Below are 17,074 nucleotides of genomic sequence, written 5' to 3' on the forward strand. Positions count from 1 at the left end.
CGGCAATGGCGCCGACGTCACACCGTTCGGGAAAACGGCCGTTGCTGCGAGTCATCGTCAAGATAGGCATCGAAGGCCATGGCAATATTGCGCATCACCAGACGACCGCGGAGTTGCAGGATCAGCGATGCTTCATCGAGAGTCACCAGTCCATCGGCCATCGGCGCTTCCAGCTGCCTGAGCGACTCGGCGAAATAGGTGCGAAAATCGATCGCGTAGCGTTGCTCGATCGCCGGAATATCGACCACGCCGTGACACATCAGGTGATGAATGACATCGCGACGCAAGCGGTCGTCATCACTGAGCCGGTAGCCACGCACGACCGGTAACTGCAGTTCATCGAGCCGACGGTAATACTCGGGCAGTGATTTGGCATTCTGGCTGTAGGTATCGGCGACCTTACCGATAGCCGAAATCCCCAGCCCGATCAGATCGCAGTCCGCTTGCGTCGAGTAGCCCTGGAAATTGCGCTGCAGCGTACCGGCACCCCGCGCCCTGACCAGTTCATCCTCCGGCAGGGCGAAATGATCCATACCGATATAGACATACCCGGCGGCCTGCAAGCGATCGATGATCAACGCCAGCAATTCAAGCTTCTGTTCAGGCGTCGGCATGTCCGAGGACTGGATGAGTCGCTGGGCCCGGAACGTCTCGGGCAGATGCGCGTAAGCATAAGTGGCGATTCGATCGGGACGCAGCGCGATGACCTTGTCCAGGGTTCGACTGAAGCTCGAGGCCGTCTGACACGGCAGTCCATAGATCAAGTCGAAACTGACCGACGCAAAGCCTGCATGGCGAGCTGCCGACAGCAATTCGGTAACCTGTGCTTCGCTCTGCACACGATTGACGGCCTGCTGGACTCGCGGGTCGAAATCCTGCACGCCGAGACTCAGCCGGTTGAAGCCCTGCGCCTTGAGCACACCGATCGTGGCGACCGAGACACTGCGTGGGTCGACCTCGATCGAAAACTCCCGCGATTCCCTCCAATCGAGACAGAATGCGTCATCGAGTGCCGCCATCAATTCACCGAGCTGGTCGCCGGTCAGATAGGTGGGCGTGCCTCCCCCCAGATGAAGCTGGGTCACCTGACGGTCGTCGTCGAAGAGGTAAGCCTGAAGACGAATCTCGCGTTTGAGATACGCCAGATAGTCCGCGGCACGCTCGGGGCGGTGCGTGACGATCTTGTGGCATGCGCAGTAGTAGCACAACTGATGGCAAAACGGGATATGCACATACAGCGACAGGGGCTTGGGAAGCAGGTCGCCATTGCTCTGACCGACGGCATCACGATATTCGTCAAGCGTGAAGTCGCTGTGAAAACGTGGTGCGGTAGGGTACGACGTATAACGTGGACCGGGTCGATCGTACTTCTCGACCAGAGCCCGTTCGAAAGTCAGGGTTGCATGGTTCATGGCGAGCGCCTCGAGATCATCTTGTCGTTCACGTCTCAGGATAAAGGGCCTCGCACGGCCACGCGCCCGCCCGTGATGATCTGGGTCAAAACCGGGTGAAAAATCGTCATGACTATGTCATCGTTATCGGCTTTCCTGTATTTCCGACCACGAATGAGGAAGCGACATGAGTCCGAACCTGTGGCTGGCATTTCTGCTGGCTTCGATTCTGATCAGCCTCTCGCCCGGCGCGGGCGCCGTGAATACCATGAGCAACGGACTGCGTTATGGCGTGCGTCGTACCCTACCGGCGATCATCGGCCTGCAGTTGGGCTTCGGCACCCAGATCCTGATCGTCGGCGTCGGCCTGGGCGCGATACTGGCCTCGTCCACCTGGATGTTTACCTTGCTCAAGTGGGCCGGTGTGGCCTATCTGGTCTGGTTAGGCTGGCAGAAATGGCGTGAAGGCAGCCTGGAAGCGCCAACCGATACCGACAAGGCACCCGACAAGCGTTTCTGGGAATCGGTGCTGGTCAATATGACCAACCCCAAGGCAACCGTTTTCCTGGTCTCGCTCTTTCCCCAGTTCCTGGAACCGGACGCCCCTCACGGTCCTCAGTTCCTGACGATGGGGGTCACGCTGATCGCCGTGGATATCATCGTCATGCTTGGCTACGCCATCCTGGCCAGCCAACTGCAACGCTTCATGCGGCGCCCGGCACAGCAGCGCATGCTGAACCGCCTTTTCGGTGGCCTGTTCGTGGCCGCCGCCGTGGCATTGGCAAGCTTTCGCCGTCAGGGTGTATGAGTCGAGCCTGCCGTTGGTGCGAACTCTTCGGTGTCGATATCCGCCTGCTGAGCCGCGCTGTAGCGCGCCCCCCATACCTGATCGGGGGTCATCATGACGTTCAGTCGCGCGAGGGTGTCAGCATCCAGGCGAACGTGTTCAGCCACCAGGTTCTCACGCATGTGATCAACGGATCGGGAGCCGGGGATAGGAATGACGTCATCTCCCTGTGCCTTGAGCCAGGCCAGGGCCAGCTGCCCGGGAGTCATGTCCCGTTCGCCTGCCATGGCCATGAAGTCTTCCAGCAGGCGCCAGTTCCTAGAGTAGTTCTCGGCGTTGAAACGCGGCATGTTGTGTCGCATGTCGCTCTCTTCGAGGCGCGCGATCTCCTTGATGGCCCCGGTCAGGAACCCTCTTCCCAGCGGGCTGAAGGCCACCAGTACCGTCCCCGTCTCACGACAGGCCTCGAGCAGCGCGATCTCCGGATTCCGCGTCCATAGCGAGTATTCCGATTGCACTGCGGCGACGGGATACTCGATGGCGGCTCGGCGCAATGTGGTTGCCGAGACTTCGGACAGGCCGACGCCACCAATCTTGCCTTCCTCCACCAGACGACCCAACGCACCGACACTCTCCTCGATGGGTACCTGGCGATCCAGGCGGTGCAAATAATACACGTCCAGATAGTCGGTACGCAGCCGTTCAAGACTCGCCTCGCACTGCTGTCTGAGCGTCTCGGGACGGCCATCGATCACCTTCTTGCCCAACTGGGGATCGATGGCCATGCCGCACTTGCTGGCCAGCAGGACCCGATCTCGCTTGCCCTGCAACGCCTTGCCCACCAGGGTCTCGTTGGCCGTCGCTCCGTAGAGGGTCGCGGTATCGAAGTGGCGGTAGCCCATGTCGAATGCCGTATCGAGTGCGCGCAATGCCGCAGGCTCGGGTACAGGAGTCCCGTAGCCATGGGACATATTCATGCAGCCCAGGCCGATGGTGGGCGAAGCAACTTCCTTGAGGCGATGCAGGACAGTCGACATAGGAATCCTCTCAGGTGGTGGACAGGGGACATGAAACCATCATGCCGAGGGGGATAAGGACACTGCAAATCCTATCGGCACCGGATTGCCCCTTTCGGTCGGTCATCCCCGTTGCCGGCTCAGGCCCGCTTGCTGGCACAAGCGTTGTATGTGTTTGATGATCTCGGCCCCCCTTCGGCCGGCAGGCGATACCTTGGAACGCTGACACTGACGGCGCCTTCGACTCGACCGTCCGCCGAGTAGATGGCCTGACCGAAACAAATGATGCCGCGTTCGTTCTCCTCGTCATCGATGGCGTAACCCTGCTCGCGCGTTCGGGCCAGTTCATCACTGGTGCCATACTGCCCGTGGATGGTGGCTATTCCGCCCGTTGATAGACATCATTGAGACTCGTACCTACGCCACTAAGGTAAGGAGATACGCATGGATCTTGGAATCGCAGGACGCTGGGCAGTCGTATGTGCCGCCAGCAAGGGGCTCGGTAAAGGCTGTGCCATGGCATTGGCTCAAGAAGGCGTCAACCTGGTGATCAATGCCAGAAGCCAGGATGCCCTGGAGGCGACGGCACAGGAACTGCAGACACGCAATCCGGATGTCGATGTCAAGGCCGTGGCCGGAGACATCGGGAACGATTCGGTGCAGGAGGCGGTACTGTCAGCGTGCCCACGCGTCGACATTCTGATCAACAACAACGGCGGCCCGCCGCCAGGGGATTTTCGTGACTGGGGCCGCGATGATTGGCTATCCGCCGTCGAGGCCAACATGATCACACCCATCGAACTCATCAAGGCCACGGTGGATACCATGGCCGCCAACGGCTTTGGCCGGGTGATCAACATCACCTCGGGAGCCGTGAAAGCCCCCATCGACATCCTCGGCCTGTCAAACGGTGCTCGCAGCGGTTTGACAGGGTTCATTGCCGGGCTTGCTCGTCAGCCACAATTGGCCGGCAACAACGTGACGATCAACAACCTGCTACCTGGCTCTTTCGATACCGAGCGGTTGCAAAACAACCTGTCGCTCAATGCACAGACGCAGAATCGGCCCATAGACGAGATCAGGGAGCAGAGAACTCAGTCGATCCCGGCACGACGTTTCGGTTCAGCCGAGGAGTTCGGTGCCTTTTGCGCTTTCCTATGCAGCACACAGGCTGCCTATATGACGGGTCAGAATATTCTGCTCGACGGAGGGAGCTACCCAGGCACATTCTAGCACCAAGCCAAATATAGCGGTTCGGCCGGCCCCCACGATCGACGACTCTCTTCAGCGTCGCTTGGCGATCGCATCGGCTAGCACGCAGAGGAGTTCGAACATCAGGTTCGCGCCGGTCAGTGCCGTGATGTCGGCGGTGTCGAATGGCGGAGCGACCTCCATGACATCGGCCCCCACGAGGTTGAGATCGCGCAGGCCACGAATCATGCGTTGCGCTTCCGGTGTCGTGAACCCGCCGACTTCCGGTGTCCCGGTGCCGGGCGCATAGACAGGGTCCAGCGCATCGACATCGAATGTCACGTAGGTCGGTGCAAGGCCGACCACCCGACGGATTTCCTCGATCACCTTGTCGGGCCCCAGATCGAAATACTCTTCGATCTCGATGATCCGGATACCCTGCTCGTGCGCCCAATCCAGATCATACGGGGTATAGAGAGAACCACGAATGCCGATCTGAACGATGCGTTCGGCATCCAGGATGCCCTCTTCGATGGCGCGTCGGAATGGTGTGCCATGCGTGTAGGGGTTGTCGCCGAAGTACGTATCGTTGGTATCGGAATGCGAGTCGAACTGGACCAGGGCCATTGGCTCACCCGCAAAGATACCGCGCAGGACCGGCAGGGTGCCCAGATGGTCGCCACCCGCCGTCAATGGGGCGGCACCTGCCTCGCGAATGCTGCGATAGAAGGCGGTGGCACGTGCGAGCGTATCGTCGATATTGATCGGATTGACGGGTACATCACCCAGGTCGGCGATGCGACACAGGTCATAGGGGGCGATACGACTGGCCTGGTGCACGAGGCGCATCATGGTGGAGTTGCTGCGGATCTCACGGGGGCCGTGTCGCTGACCGACCCGGTTGGTCGAGCCGCTATCCCAGGGAAAGCCCACCAGTGCAATATCGACTTCCGCCGGATCCTCGATCATCGGCAACCGCATGAAGGTGGAACGGCCGGCGAAACGTGGTAGCTCACTGCCACCCAGCGGTCGAAAGAAAGACGCGTCTCTTGCCATCATCAATTCCTTGTCGTTGGTTCAGATCATCGAACTGCCGCCATTGACACCATAGGTCTGGCCGGTAATGAAGGTGGCCTCCGGCCCCGCCAGGAACCGCACCATTGCAGCAACCTCTTCGGGTCGACCGATACGTCCCAGGGGGATATCGCTCTCTTTCTCGCGCTGCGCCTCGCTCATGACGTCGGCGCCGAGCATGTCGGTATCCACCGGTCCCGGGGCAACGGCATTGACGAGAATGTGCGGCGCAAATTCACGAGCCCAGGTGCGGGTCAGCGCGCCGATACCTGCCTTGGAGGCACAGTAGGCGCTGTTACGCGCTCGGCCGAGGTAACCGAGATCGGAGGCGATATTGATGACGCGCCCCCCGCCATGACGTGTCATATGGCGAATCGCTTCACGCCCGACGAGAAAGGTGCCGCGCAGGTTGACGCCCGTCACCGCATCGAAGGCGTCAGCGGAGGTTTCCAGAAGACCGGCTTCGTGCAGGATACCTGCATTGTTGACCACCACATCGAGACCTCCGAGCCCCTCGATTGCCTGGCCCGCCATGGCGACCACCTGGGCTTCCTGCGAGACATCCGCTTCAACCGCAAACGCCGATGCATCATGCATCCGTAACGCCTTCAGCGTGGCGGCTGCCGCTTCGTCATCGCCGTAGTAACCGAAAACCACCTTGGCGCCCGCTGCAGCCAACGCGAGCGAAATCGCGCGGCCGATACCACGCGAGCCACCCGTCACCAGCACACGGACTCCCTGCAATGGTGTCGTCATGCCATCACCTCGCCGCGATCGATAGGAATGGCTTGCCCAGTGACATTGGCTGCCGCCTCCGAGGCCAGATAAAGATACAGACCCGCAACGTCTGCCGGATCCATCAGACCATCCAGCGACTGGCCGGCAGCGAGTTCCTCGGCCAACCTCTCCTCACTGATGCCTCGTTCCTGTGCCATGATCGCGAGAGAGCGCAAGGACGCTTCCGTGCGCACCCAACCGGGACAGATAGCATTGACCCGTATCGACCGGGGCCCCAGTTCCTGTGACAGCGTCCGGGCGATACCGATCAAGGCATGCTTGGAGGCCACATAGGCGGCGAATCCCGGTACCGCCGTGCGTCCCCAGATCGACGAAGTGATCAGGATGCGCCCACCTTCTTGCATGAGAGGCACCGCCGCACGCGTTACCCACCACGTCCCCATGACGTTCACCTCCATGGTTCGGCGAAAGGCATCGTCGATGGCCGAGTGCTCGTCTGCCACCGGTGTCGGCAGTTCCACTCCGGCATTGTTGATCAACACATCAAGAGGCCCGACGCTCTCGAACGCTCGTCGTACCGCCGCCCGATCGGCAATGTCACAACGCAGCGCCTGCACACGCCCACCGGTCGCCGTCGCGATCTCACCGGCTGCCTGTACCACGGCAGTATCCTCGGCGAGCAACCAAACGTGGGCATTCGCCTGCGAAAAGGCATGCGCCACCGCAAAACCGATTCCCCGGCTTGCCCCCGTCACGCACACGGTCTGCCCTCTGAAATCAAACGACGTAGCCATTTTCCCTTCCCTGACAAATCATGCGTCACACCAGGACCCTGTCGCGTCATGTTATGACAGGAGTTCGCGTCGGACCGCCGCCGTCATGTCGCGCCGGTACTGCGCCGCCATCAATGCCCCTTTCTCCGCCGAAGCCTGCGCAGCAGAGGTCAGTGCACCGGAGTCGGGAACCCACGCCGTGCGAGCAGGCCAGATATCGTACGGCGGTGCCTCCATCGGCGCGTTGTCGGGGATACGATCCAGGTGAACCAACGCTGGGTAGAAGTGCATCATCAGCGAGGTCTCGAGCACCGCTGCGTGTTCCAGCTCGATCCCCGGATAGCCTTCGGTGAACACGTCCTCCAGGGTTTCCTGTGTCAAGAAATCCCAATGTTGCAGACACATCACTTGCAGGCCGGTACCGCCAACGTCCCGCATGGCGAGATCGATGCCTTCGTTGATGAACCAGAGGTTTTCGAAGTGGCCGTCGATGACACACACGCGGCGCACGCCATGCCGGGCGAACTCGCGGATCACATCACGCACGGTGGCACTCAGCGTTGCGCCATCGAGCCCTGTACTGCCAGGAAAGCCCGGGCCGCCACCGGTACGCGGCATCGACTTGTAGCCATAGTTGAGTGGTGGTGCGACGATGCCATCGACGTCTCGCGCGATCATCGCAGCAATGGCGGTCGGTAACAGGTGATCCACCCCCATGGGCAGATGGGGCCCATGCTGCTCGAGCATTCCAGTGGGCAGGAAGACGACCGGGTCGCGCTCGAGGGACGCTGCGAACTCGGGCCACGTCAGTTCCGCCATCATTACCGTCGGTTGATTCATACCCTCTCCATCGATGTCAGTGATCAGCACTGTCGCCACCCTGTTCCCGCATCAGTTGCAGAATATGGCGCTCCAGATCGTCGTAACCGCTCAAACCGATCAATTCCTCTTTCCGGCGCAGGCGTCGCCCCTGCTTGAACGCCGGCACGATCTCCTCACGAATCGTTCCGGGATGACGGGACATGAATTCGATCCTATCGGCCAGGAAGATGGCTTCCTCGATGTCATGGGTCACCATCAGTACCGTGGTATTGGCTGCTTCAGCGATGCTGAGCATCAGTTCCTGCATCTGCCAGCGGGTCTGAGCATCGAGAGCCCCGAAGGGCTCATCCATCAATAGCAACGAGGGCTGGTTAGCCAGAGTACGCGCGATCGCCACTCGCTGTTTCATTCCGCCCGACAGATGGCGGGGATAGGTATTGGCGAACCGGTGAAGCCCTACCAACTCGATGAAGTGAGAGGCACGCTCGCGCCGCTCTGCCCTGGGCACGTGATTCAACCGCATCCCGTATTCGACATTCTGCTGCACGGTCAGCCAATCGAACGAGGTATAGGCCTGGAAGACCATGCCGCGTTCCTGGGCCGGCCCTAGGATCGGCTGACCATCGAGCGTCAGGTTGCCGCTTGTCGGTTGCTCCAGACCGGCTACCATCCTCAGCACGGTCGATTTACCACAGCCGGAAGGGCCAAGCAGTACACAGACTTCATTTTCATGAGTGGTAAAGCTGACATCGGCGATCGCTTCGATAGCCGGTCCCCGCGGTACATGAAAGGATTTGCCGACGCTTTCCAGGCGTAACTTGGGTTCGTCAGTCGACGCACGTCGTGCAGTGACCGTCGGTACGTCTCCATGGGCATGGGACAGGTTCATGCATGACCCTCTTGCTCGAGATAGGGAAACAGGACACGCTGCAACCAGCGGAACATCACATCGAAGGCAAGGCCGAGTACACCGATGATCAGGATCCCGGCCATGATTTCGTCGGTATTCAGGAAGCGTCTCGCCCGCATCATCATGGCGCCGATACCGCTCGTCGACGCGATGATTTCGGCAATGACCAGGTAGGTCCAGGCGATCGCCAGCATCTGCCGCATCGAAGTGACGATATTAGGTAGTACGGCCGGGACGACCACCGTCCAGAGGATCTGCCAGCGTTTTCCCCCCAGTGTCATCGCAGTTTCGATGAGTTCCGACCGCACCTGGCTGGTGTGATCCATGATCAAGGTGATCAAGAAAAAGATGACCCCGAGAAATAACAACGCCAGCTTGGGAAGCTCGCCCGTTCCGAACCACATCAGCAGGATCGGTATGAATGCCGGCGCCGGAAGGTAGCGCCACGCCGACACGAAGGGATTAACGAAGGATTCCACGGTCTTGAAGGAGCCCATGAGCACACCGAGAGGAATGGCGATCGCACACGCCACGGTGAAGCTACCCAGAATACGTGCAACGCTGATACCGACATCCATCAAGAACCCCTGCTCAGCGAACAACTCATAGAGTGTGTTGATAACCTGCAACGGCGAGGGCACCAGCAATGTATTGACCCAGCCACTGATCACAGCGGCTTCCCAGAGACCGAAAAACAGAATCCAGATCGAGGACCCGAGTATGATGCGCCATTTCCTGGAAATCGGCGCCAGGAACTCGAACCAGCGTTGCCGAAACGCATGATCGCCGTTTCTCACCGTCATGCTTGCTCCCTCATGATGTGGTTGAACCGAGACAACGTCGGGTATCGATGTTTTTCGATACCCGACTCCCTGTCCTAGTCATGGGCGGACATGCTTTGACGGTAGCCGCTGTCGGCCAGCTCCTGAATGAGGCTACAGTCGACTCCCGCTGCGGGGTCATGTACCTCATCCATCAGGCCGAGTTTCACCCACCATTCGTTGGTCAGCTCGACACTCTCGATGATCGCGCCGTTTTCGATGCCGTGAGGGGGATCACCATCGAGGGCACCACAAATCCGGGCCGCCTCATTGAAGTCCAGCATGTAGAGGCCATCGTCCAGATACTTGCCATTGGTACCCATGATGGATTCGATATCCGCGACCGACCAACCGAGATAGTCGGAGAAAAGTTGGTTGACCTCTGCCGTGTTGTCATTCCAGTACTGGAGAGCATCGAAGCGTGCCTTGATCATATCTATCGCGGCCTGACGACTTTCGTCGATGAACTCTTTGTTCATGTACATGGCATCCATGAAAATGCCCGTATCGAGGTAGTAAGACTCGCCCGTATCAGCCACGATTTCGGCCGTATCCAGATTGTCGAGAACACGGGTAACCCAGGGCTCATACATGTAAGAAGCGGCCAGGTCACCTGACATGACAGGGCCAACGGCTTCATCGGCATTGAGGTTCACCCATTCGACATCATCCGGTGTCAGCCCTTCGCGGTCGAGCCACATTCCCATCAGAATTTCACCGATGTAGGCCTGGGGAGCCCCCACCTTCTTGCCCTTGAGTTCGTCACTGTTCATGGGCTCGGCAGCGAGAATCTTGTCGACGCCATAGGAGATATTGAGATGCGACACCAGAACCGTATCCAACCCTCGGGAAATCGCAAAAGGTGTGTATTCCGCTGTACTTAGATAGACATCGATTTCCCCGGAAGCGAGTGCCGAATGGCCGCCGAGAGGATCCTCGAAAATCGTCAGGTTCAAATCATAATCATCCGCCAGCCCCTTTTGTCTGGCGACTTCCAGAAAGGAGAAGCCCGGCCAGGAGACATTCAGCCCTATATTGACCGTCTTATCTTCTTGCGCCTGCGAGATTCCCGGGATGGCCAGTGTCGATACCAGCCCCAAAAGCAGAAAGCGCGTTGTCTTTTTTGTACCTGCCATCTTGCTGTCCTCGTGATGTAAATCTTGTCGTTAATTCGTGTCACTGACGAGAAGCGTATTCGTTATGCTACGAGCCTAGGCAGGTAAGAAAGCAGAAACCATAACCAAATGACAAACCAAGGTTTGATCACTCTCAAAGCGAATGAAATTGAACAAAAACAGTGCGATACAGAGAGGATTCACCCTTATCTGGTGCATCGCCGAGAGCGCCGGAAACGCATGCCTTGACTCGTATCAGGGGCTATGATCTGCTCGATACCAATCTACTGCTATTTGCCAGCCGGCCTCATGACTGCAAGGCATTCGAACGTCCCGAATCTCACCGACTTCGACCTGAAATTACTGCGTGTCTTCCATGCCGTTGTCCAGGCACAAGGATTAGCACCGGCCCAGCAGGTTCTCGGTCTCTCCCTGTCGACCATAAGCATCCAGCTCAAGCAACTGGAAGAGCGACTAGGGTTTTCGCTATGCGAGCGGGGTCGCAAAGGATTTTCCTTGACCAGGGAAGGGGAGCGGATTCATGAAAGTCTGAATCCGCTTTTCTCGTCGATTACTGATTTCCGCGATGTCGTCGCCGAGTTACGGGGTAATCTGAGTGGCGATCTCCATTTCGGTGTCGTCGACGCCCTGGCCACCAACCAGTCCGCGCCTCTCCCCAAGGGGTTTCAGAACTTCACGGAACAAGCGCCCGGCGTACATCTGCACGTCGACATATCGTCCCCGGAAGAGCTGCTTCAGGGACTCATCGACGGCCGTTATCACTGTATCCTCACGCCTGTCGAGCCGACACACGACTCCATCGATAGCGTTACCGTGTTTACCGAACGCCAGCGACTCTACTGTGGCAGCGACCATCCGCTATTCAATGAAACCGACGCTGACCGTATCCTGGAAGCACTGAAGCACACCACACTGACGGACAAGAGTTATGCGTCATTACCGTCGATCGATGACCCGCGCGTGACCGACCAGGGCCCGACCGTCTCGCATATGGAGAGCAATGCCCTGCTTATCCTGAGCGGGCGCTACTTAGGCTACCTGCCGCAACACTATGCCGACTACTGGGTCGACAAGGGGCTCATGAAGGCCCTATTGCCGGACGTCCCTGACCATGAGAGTCAATTCTATCTATGCACCAGCAAGCACCACACGTCGCGTTCCACCGATGTGTTCGTTAACTGCTTGATGGGGGTGCTGGGTAGTGGCGCGGAGACATCGACACATTAGCATGAAGCTTATGATCTAATTTTTAGAACGCTTCTTCTCTTTCATTCGAACAGTGTCCTTTCCAATACTGGAACCCAGGTTTGCCGGTGTACGAGGTATGCGGGCAAGCGACGCCTAAGACAACCTGTCCTCCTACAACAATCAAAGGACACTGCTATGACACTTTCCTTATTGCTCGACTGGCGCTTGCATCTCTTCGTCGCCATCGCCTCACTGGCCGCTGAAGCTATCGGTATCATCAAGGTGCCCCTCGGTCCCGGTACGCTATTACTGCTGCCTCTCTTCTACGCCTTTGTGATCGGGGTGGTGTTCAACCCGCATCTGTTTTCGGTAACGAAGAAGATCATTCCCGACTCAGTGAGCCAAGCTGCCGGTCCCGTGATTCTGTTATCGATCATGCCCTTCATTGCACGCTTCGGTTCCACGATCGGTCCCGCCATCGAAGAGTTGATCAATGCCGGCCCCGCCTTGATTCTTCAGGAGTTGGGCAATCTTGGCACCATGCTCATCGCACTCCCGTTTGCGGTACTGGTATTGAAGATGGGACGCGAGGCCATCGGGGCAACCTACTCGATCGCCCGTGAACCCAATATTGCCATCATCTCCGATAAGTATGGTCTGAAAGGTCCGGAAGGCATCGGTGTCATGGGTGTATACGTTGTTGGCACCATGTTCGGCACCCTATGGTTCGCACTGATGGCAGGCTATCTGACCTCGTTGGATATCTTCGATCCACGCGCCCTGGCCATGGCCTGCGGTGTGGGCAGCGGCAGCATGGTAGCGGCCTGTTCGGGAGCCGTTGCCGAGGCCTTGCCCGGAATGGGAGATGAGCTCCTCTCCTTTGCCAGCGCCAGCAATCTGCTGACGTATGCTACCGGTCTGTACATTTCACTGTTCATCGCTCTGCCCGTTGCCGAACGACTGTATCGGTTGTTCTCGGGCAAGCGTGTCGCCAAACCGGTAGGCGCTCAAACCACCGACGCACCCATGCCGTCCGAGCCCGACGAGGCGGACCGCCCCGAGCGCGAACTGCGTAAAACCGCCATTGTCATGGCTGTGGTCTGTGCGGTCGCCTGGGTGGCCAATACGATCAATGGTGCCTCGTTGGTTGCGGCATTACCGGGCATGGTCATCCTCTATGCCATGACGATGATCGGACTGGTGATTACTCGTTTCGCCCCTTTCTACCTGCCGGGGGTCGCCTGGGTATCCCTGGTGAGTATCGTCATGACCCTGCCATGGTTCCCGGGTAACGGCTGGATTCTGGACCAGTTGGCATCGGTGAACTTCCTCGCGATCGTGACGCCGGTCCTGGCCTACGCAGGCCTCGCTCTCTCGCGTCGAGAGTTCACGATGTTCCGCCAGGCCGGTTGGAAACTGATCGTCCTGTCACTACTGGTCTTTACCGGCACGTACCTCGGCTCGGCTGTCGTCGCCCAGGTTCTGCTTTAAGTTCGGAGAATGGCATGACGGACCTTTCGACTCTATCCAGCGTTCACGTCGACACACTGCGTAGCTGGCGGCACGATCTTCACCGCCATCCCGAGACGGCGTTCGAAGAGCATCGCACCAGCGCGCGCATCGCGGGCATCCTGCGGGATGCCGGACTAGAGGTCGTCACCGGCCTGGGCGGTGGGACCGGTATGGTGGCCTACGTGGATGGCCGACAGGGTTCAGGGCGTGCCATCGGGCTGCGTGCGGACATTGATGCGCTGGATGTCACCGAGGCCAATGATGTCGATTACACGTCTGTGACGCCTGGCAAGATGCACGCCTGCGGTCACGACGGTCATACCACCATGCTGCTCGGAGCGGCCGTCTCACTGGCACAGGATCCCGACTTCGCCGGACGGGTCTACTTCATCTTCCAGCCTGCCGAGGAGAATGAAGGCGGCGGCAGGGTAATGGTCGAAGAAGGCCTATTCGAACGTTTTCCCATGGAGGCCGTCTACGGCCTCCACAACTGGCCCGGTTTGGCGGTGGGTGAGGCCGCCGTCCACGACACTGCCGTGATGGCGGCTTTCGATGTCTTTACCCTCAAGCTGACCGGTCGTGGCTGCCATGCCGCCATGCCGCACCTGGGTACCGACACGGTGCTGGCCGCCTGCCAGTTGGTCACTCAACTGCAAGGTCTGATCAGCCGGGAGACGCCCGCCCATCAAACCGCCGTACTCAGCATTACCCAGTTTCACGCCGGCGATGCCTACAATGTCATGCCTGAGGAAGTGGAATTGCGCGGCACCCTACGCTGTTTCGACCCCGACCTGCGGGATCGCCTGGAGCAGCGCTTTCATGATGCCGTTCATGCCATGGCGCAATTCCACGACCTTGCGGTTGCGTTCGACTATCAGCAACGCTACCCGGCCACGATCAACACCCCCGAACACGCCCAGCGGTGCGCCGATGTGTTGGCATCGTTACCCGGCATCGACCGGGTACGCCACGACCTACCCCCCTGCATGGCCTCCGAGGATTTCGCCTTCATGCTGCAGCAACGCCCGGGGGCCTATATCTGGTTGGGCAATGGCGAAGCGAGCGCGTCGCTGCATAACCCGCATTACGATTTCAATGATGCGCTGACACCGCTCGGTGTCGCGTACTGGCAAGCGTTGGTGAAAACTCTGTTACGCAACTGATGCATTCATGAGGGTGCCTGGTTTGGCCACACGCTTTCGTGCGGCCCGGGATCGCTTGCCCGGTACATAGCCAATCCCCACTTTTTCACAACGACAAGACAGGAACGATGCCATGAAAATCACTGTAATCGGCCTGGGACAGATGGGCGGCAACATGGCGCTGACGCTCCAGGCTGCGGATTTCGATGTCACTGGAACGGACGCTTCTGAAGCCACTCGACAGCATCTCTCGCGCAAGGGGCTTCCCGTCGCCGAGCCCGACGCGCTGCCTGCCGCTGATGTCTATCTGCTGTCACTGCCTACCTCGGTTCAAGTGAGCGAAGTCATCGAAAAGACGCCCAATCTGCTGGAAAACGCACCGCGCGGCAGTGTCATCATGGATACATCGACCAGTGACCCCGCCATCAGCCGACAACTCGCCGACCAGGTTCAGGCCGCTGGTCTGGAGTGGCTCGATGCACCACTCAGCGGTGGGCCCAAAGGCGCGGCCACAGGACGTCTCGGTATGCTGCTCGGCGGCAGTGATACCACCATCGATCGGCTCAAACCGATGCTCGAAGCATTGTCAGCGAAATTCACACATGTCGGCGGCCCCGGTAGCGGTCATGTCGTCAAGCTCGCCAACAACTACCTGTGTGCCGCTCACTTGCTGACCACCGCAGAAGCCGTGGCTTTGGCGGCTAGGGCCGGTGTCGATCCCCACGCCTGTCTGGCGGGACTCAACAGTGGCTCCGGACGCAGCGCCGTCAGCGAGGTCAATTTCCCCGAATGGGTGCTGTCCGAACGCTTCGACTCCGGTTTCACGACCGGCCTGATGCGCAAGGATCTGCGACTGGCTCGCGACGCTGCGCACAATCTGAACATGCCACGGGGCTTGCTTGACGCCGTTGTCGAGGCCTGGCATGCCGATCCAGAGCATCCCGCCGACAGCGACGACTTCAACCGTATCGTCGCAGCGCAACTATCACCAGCACTGGCCACGCAACAGGAGACCGAGCAATGAATTCTCTGACGCAACGCCATCACGCGCACCTCGCTACCCTCCTGGAGCATCTTGAGCTAGCTGGCGACATCCCGCTCAGCAACTGGGTCGAAGGTGAGCTGGAAGCTGGGCATGGCGATACGATCGAACTCTGTGATCCCACCACCGGCGAGCCGTTGATCAGCTACCGTGATGCGGGAGCCGATGTCCTCGATCGGGCCGTTGCCGCCGCCACTCGAGCCCAGGGCGAATGGATGTCCTTGACGGCCAGCGAACGTGGTCGTCGCATGCTCAATGCCATTCGTCAATTGCAAGGCCATGAGGAAACCTTGGCGCAACTGGAAAGCGTCGTGGCTGGCAAACCGATCCGCGACTGCCGAGGCGAAGTCGGTAAGGTTCGCGAAATGTTCGAGTACTACGCCGGTTGGTGCGACAAACAGCACGGTGAGGTCATTCCCGTCCCGACAACGCACCTGAACTACGTACGTCACGTACCTTACGGCGTCGTCGGTCAGATCACGCCCTGGAATGCGCCCATGTTCACTTGCGCCTGGCAGCTCGCCCCCGCCCTGGCAGCGGGCAATGGTGTCGTGCTTAAACCCTCGGAAATGACACCATTCACGTCGGTGGCACTTGCCTCGCTACTCGAAACAGGTGGGCTTCCCCGGGGGCTGATCAACATCGTGAACGGTCTTGGCCCTTCGACCGGCGCGGCACTGACCCGACATGACGATATCAGCAAGCTGGTCTTCGTCGGCTCACCGGAAAGTGGACGCATGATCGCCGAAGCTGGTGCAAACCGCCTGGTCCCCAGCGTACTGGAACTCGGTGGCAAATCCGCCAACATCATCTTCAACGATGCCAAGCTCGACGATGCCGTCGCGGGCGCGCAAGCGGCGATTTTCGCGGCGGCGGGACAGAGCTGTGTAGCGGGTTCACGGTTGCTGGTACAACGGGAGCGGTTCGACGAGGTCACGCAGCGTCTCGCTCGCGCCTGCAAGGAGATCCCGGTTGGTCTGCCTGACGATGAAGCCACCCGCATGGGGCCGTTACAAAATGCCCGGCAGTATCAGTCCGTCACTCGCATGATCGACGACGCCATCAATGCCGGCGCTCGCGTGCTCACCGGCGCATGTCGCCCTGACGGCTTGTCGGAAGATGCCACTGGCTATTTCCTCGCTCCCACCGTCCTGACCGATGTGACGCCGGATATGGCGATCGCTCAACAGGAGGTCTTCGGTCCAGTCCTTGTGGTCATGCCCTTCGATGATGAGGCCGATGCGATAACCCTGGCCAACGCCACCCGCTTTGGACTGTCTGGAGCCGTATGGACACAAGACCCGGCACGCGCTCACCGTGTCGCCGGACAACTGCGTGCCGGCACGGTGTGGATCAACAGCTACAAGGCGATCAACGTCATGTCCCCTTTCGGCGGGTTCCGCGACAGCGGTTTTGGTCGCTCGAGCGGTCTCGACGGTCTGCGCGAGTACACCATACCGCAAAGCGTATGGGTGGAAACCGGCGAAGAGGCCAGCGTGGCCATGGGGTATGGTGGTGGGCAGGAGTAATG

At 59.4% G+C, this 17,074-nt stretch carries 17 protein-coding genes; 7 read left to right on the plus strand and 10 right to left on the minus strand.

Annotated features, from left to right (window positions below; all coding sequences use genetic code 11):
• Positions 1–17: 17 nt before the first annotated feature.
• Positions 18–1,412 carry an oxygen-independent coproporphyrinogen III oxidase gene (gene hemN / locus FVV99_RS01145; protein WP_148252167.1) on the minus strand — a complete coding sequence of 465 codons (1,395 nt, stop codon included), beginning with the start codon at positions 1,410–1,412 and terminating at the stop codon, positions 18–20.
• Between the two features lie 166 nt (positions 1,413–1,578).
• Between hemN and rhtB the strand changes: the two genes are divergently transcribed.
• On the plus strand, positions 1,579–2,199 hold the full coding sequence (gene rhtB / locus FVV99_RS01150) for a homoserine/homoserine lactone efflux protein (protein ID WP_148252168.1): 621 nt from the start codon (positions 1,579–1,581) through the stop codon (positions 2,197–2,199).
• Here the strand turns inward: rhtB and FVV99_RS01155 are convergent.
• Together FVV99_RS01155 and FVV99_RS19020 are read right to left on the minus strand one after the other, a co-directional pair.
• Positions 2,187–3,215 (minus strand): aldo/keto reductase, encoded by a 1,029-nt coding sequence (locus FVV99_RS01155; protein ID WP_148252169.1) that lies wholly within the window; start codon positions 3,213–3,215, stop codon positions 2,187–2,189. The genes rhtB and FVV99_RS01155 overlap by 13 nt on opposite strands.
• Positions 3,216–3,334: 119 nt before the next feature.
• Entirely contained in the window at positions 3,335–3,577 is a 243-nt protein-coding gene (locus tag FVV99_RS19020) for an IclR family transcriptional regulator domain-containing protein (RefSeq protein ID WP_148252583.1), read from the minus strand.
• Positions 3,578–3,638: 61 nt separating this feature from the next.
• On the opposite strand from FVV99_RS19020, the gene FVV99_RS01165 reads away from it, so the two are divergent.
• Positions 3,639–4,427: an SDR family oxidoreductase gene (locus tag FVV99_RS01165; protein WP_148252170.1), complete on the plus strand. Its 789-nt coding sequence runs from the start codon at positions 3,639–3,641 to the stop codon at positions 4,425–4,427.
• Positions 4,428–4,478: 51 nt separating this feature from the next.
• Here FVV99_RS01165 and FVV99_RS01170 read toward each other — a convergent pair whose 3' ends face one another.
• The 7 genes from FVV99_RS01170 to FVV99_RS01200 all read right to left on the minus strand — a co-directional run bounded on the left by FVV99_RS01170 (position 4,479) and on the right by FVV99_RS01200 (position 10,659).
• Positions 4,479–5,441 carry an agmatinase gene (locus FVV99_RS01170; RefSeq protein WP_148252171.1) on the minus strand — a complete coding sequence of 321 codons (963 nt, stop codon included), beginning with the start codon at positions 5,439–5,441 and terminating at the stop codon, positions 4,479–4,481.
• Positions 5,442–5,462: 21 nt separating this feature from the next.
• Positions 5,463–6,215 carry an SDR family NAD(P)-dependent oxidoreductase gene (locus tag FVV99_RS01175; RefSeq protein ID WP_148252172.1) on the minus strand — a complete coding sequence of 251 codons (753 nt, stop codon included), beginning with the start codon at positions 6,213–6,215 and terminating at the stop codon, positions 5,463–5,465.
• Positions 6,212–6,991, minus strand: coding sequence for an SDR family NAD(P)-dependent oxidoreductase (locus tag FVV99_RS01180; RefSeq protein WP_148252173.1), 780 nt, complete (start codon positions 6,989–6,991; stop codon positions 6,212–6,214). The genes FVV99_RS01175 and FVV99_RS01180 overlap by 4 nt, the downstream gene beginning before the upstream one ends.
• 51 nt (positions 6,992–7,042) lie before the next feature.
• A complete protein-coding gene (locus FVV99_RS01185; RefSeq protein ID WP_148252174.1) occupies positions 7,043–7,810 on the minus strand; it encodes a creatininase in 768 nt (255 codons plus the stop codon).
• 16 nt (positions 7,811–7,826) lie between these two features.
• A complete protein-coding gene (locus FVV99_RS01190) occupies positions 7,827–8,681 on the minus strand; it encodes an ABC transporter ATP-binding protein (RefSeq protein WP_148252175.1) in 855 nt (284 codons plus the stop codon).
• Complete coding sequence (locus tag FVV99_RS01195) at positions 8,678–9,505, minus strand: ABC transporter permease (protein ID WP_148252176.1); 828 nt, start codon at positions 9,503–9,505, stop codon at positions 8,678–8,680. The genes FVV99_RS01190 and FVV99_RS01195 overlap by 4 nt, the downstream gene beginning before the upstream one ends.
• Positions 9,506–9,579: 74 nt before the next feature.
• Positions 9,580–10,659 carry an ABC transporter substrate-binding protein gene (locus FVV99_RS01200; protein WP_148252177.1) on the minus strand — a complete coding sequence of 360 codons (1,080 nt, stop codon included), beginning with the start codon at positions 10,657–10,659 and terminating at the stop codon, positions 9,580–9,582.
• A 288-nt stretch (positions 10,660–10,947) separates the two neighbouring features.
• Between FVV99_RS01200 and FVV99_RS01205 the strand changes: the two genes are divergently transcribed.
• From FVV99_RS01205 to FVV99_RS01225, 5 genes are all read left to right on the plus strand, one after another.
• On the plus strand, positions 10,948–11,886 hold the full coding sequence (locus tag FVV99_RS01205) for a LysR family transcriptional regulator (RefSeq protein WP_161598944.1): 939 nt from the start codon (positions 10,948–10,950) through the stop codon (positions 11,884–11,886).
• A 156-nt stretch (positions 11,887–12,042) separates the two neighbouring features.
• Positions 12,043–13,338: a DUF3100 domain-containing protein gene (locus tag FVV99_RS01210; RefSeq protein WP_148252179.1), complete on the plus strand. Its 1,296-nt coding sequence runs from the start codon at positions 12,043–12,045 to the stop codon at positions 13,336–13,338.
• A 14-nt stretch (positions 13,339–13,352) separates the two neighbouring features.
• Positions 13,353–14,522 (plus strand): M20 aminoacylase family protein, encoded by a 1,170-nt coding sequence (locus tag FVV99_RS01215; RefSeq protein ID WP_148252180.1) that lies wholly within the window; start codon positions 13,353–13,355, stop codon positions 14,520–14,522.
• Positions 14,523–14,634: 112 nt separating this feature from the next.
• Positions 14,635–15,525: an NAD(P)-dependent oxidoreductase gene (locus FVV99_RS01220; RefSeq protein WP_148252181.1), complete on the plus strand. Its 891-nt coding sequence runs from the start codon at positions 14,635–14,637 to the stop codon at positions 15,523–15,525.
• Positions 15,522–17,072, plus strand: a complete 1,551-nt coding sequence (locus FVV99_RS01225) for an aldehyde dehydrogenase family protein (protein WP_148252182.1) — start codon at positions 15,522–15,524, stop codon at positions 17,070–17,072. The genes FVV99_RS01220 and FVV99_RS01225 overlap by 4 nt, the downstream gene beginning before the upstream one ends.
• Positions 17,073–17,074: the final 2 nt, after the last annotated feature.

This window comes from Aidingimonas lacisalsi, from assembly GCF_008079445.1.
GTDB lineage: Bacteria > Pseudomonadota > Gammaproteobacteria > Pseudomonadales > Halomonadaceae > Aidingimonas > Aidingimonas lacisalsi.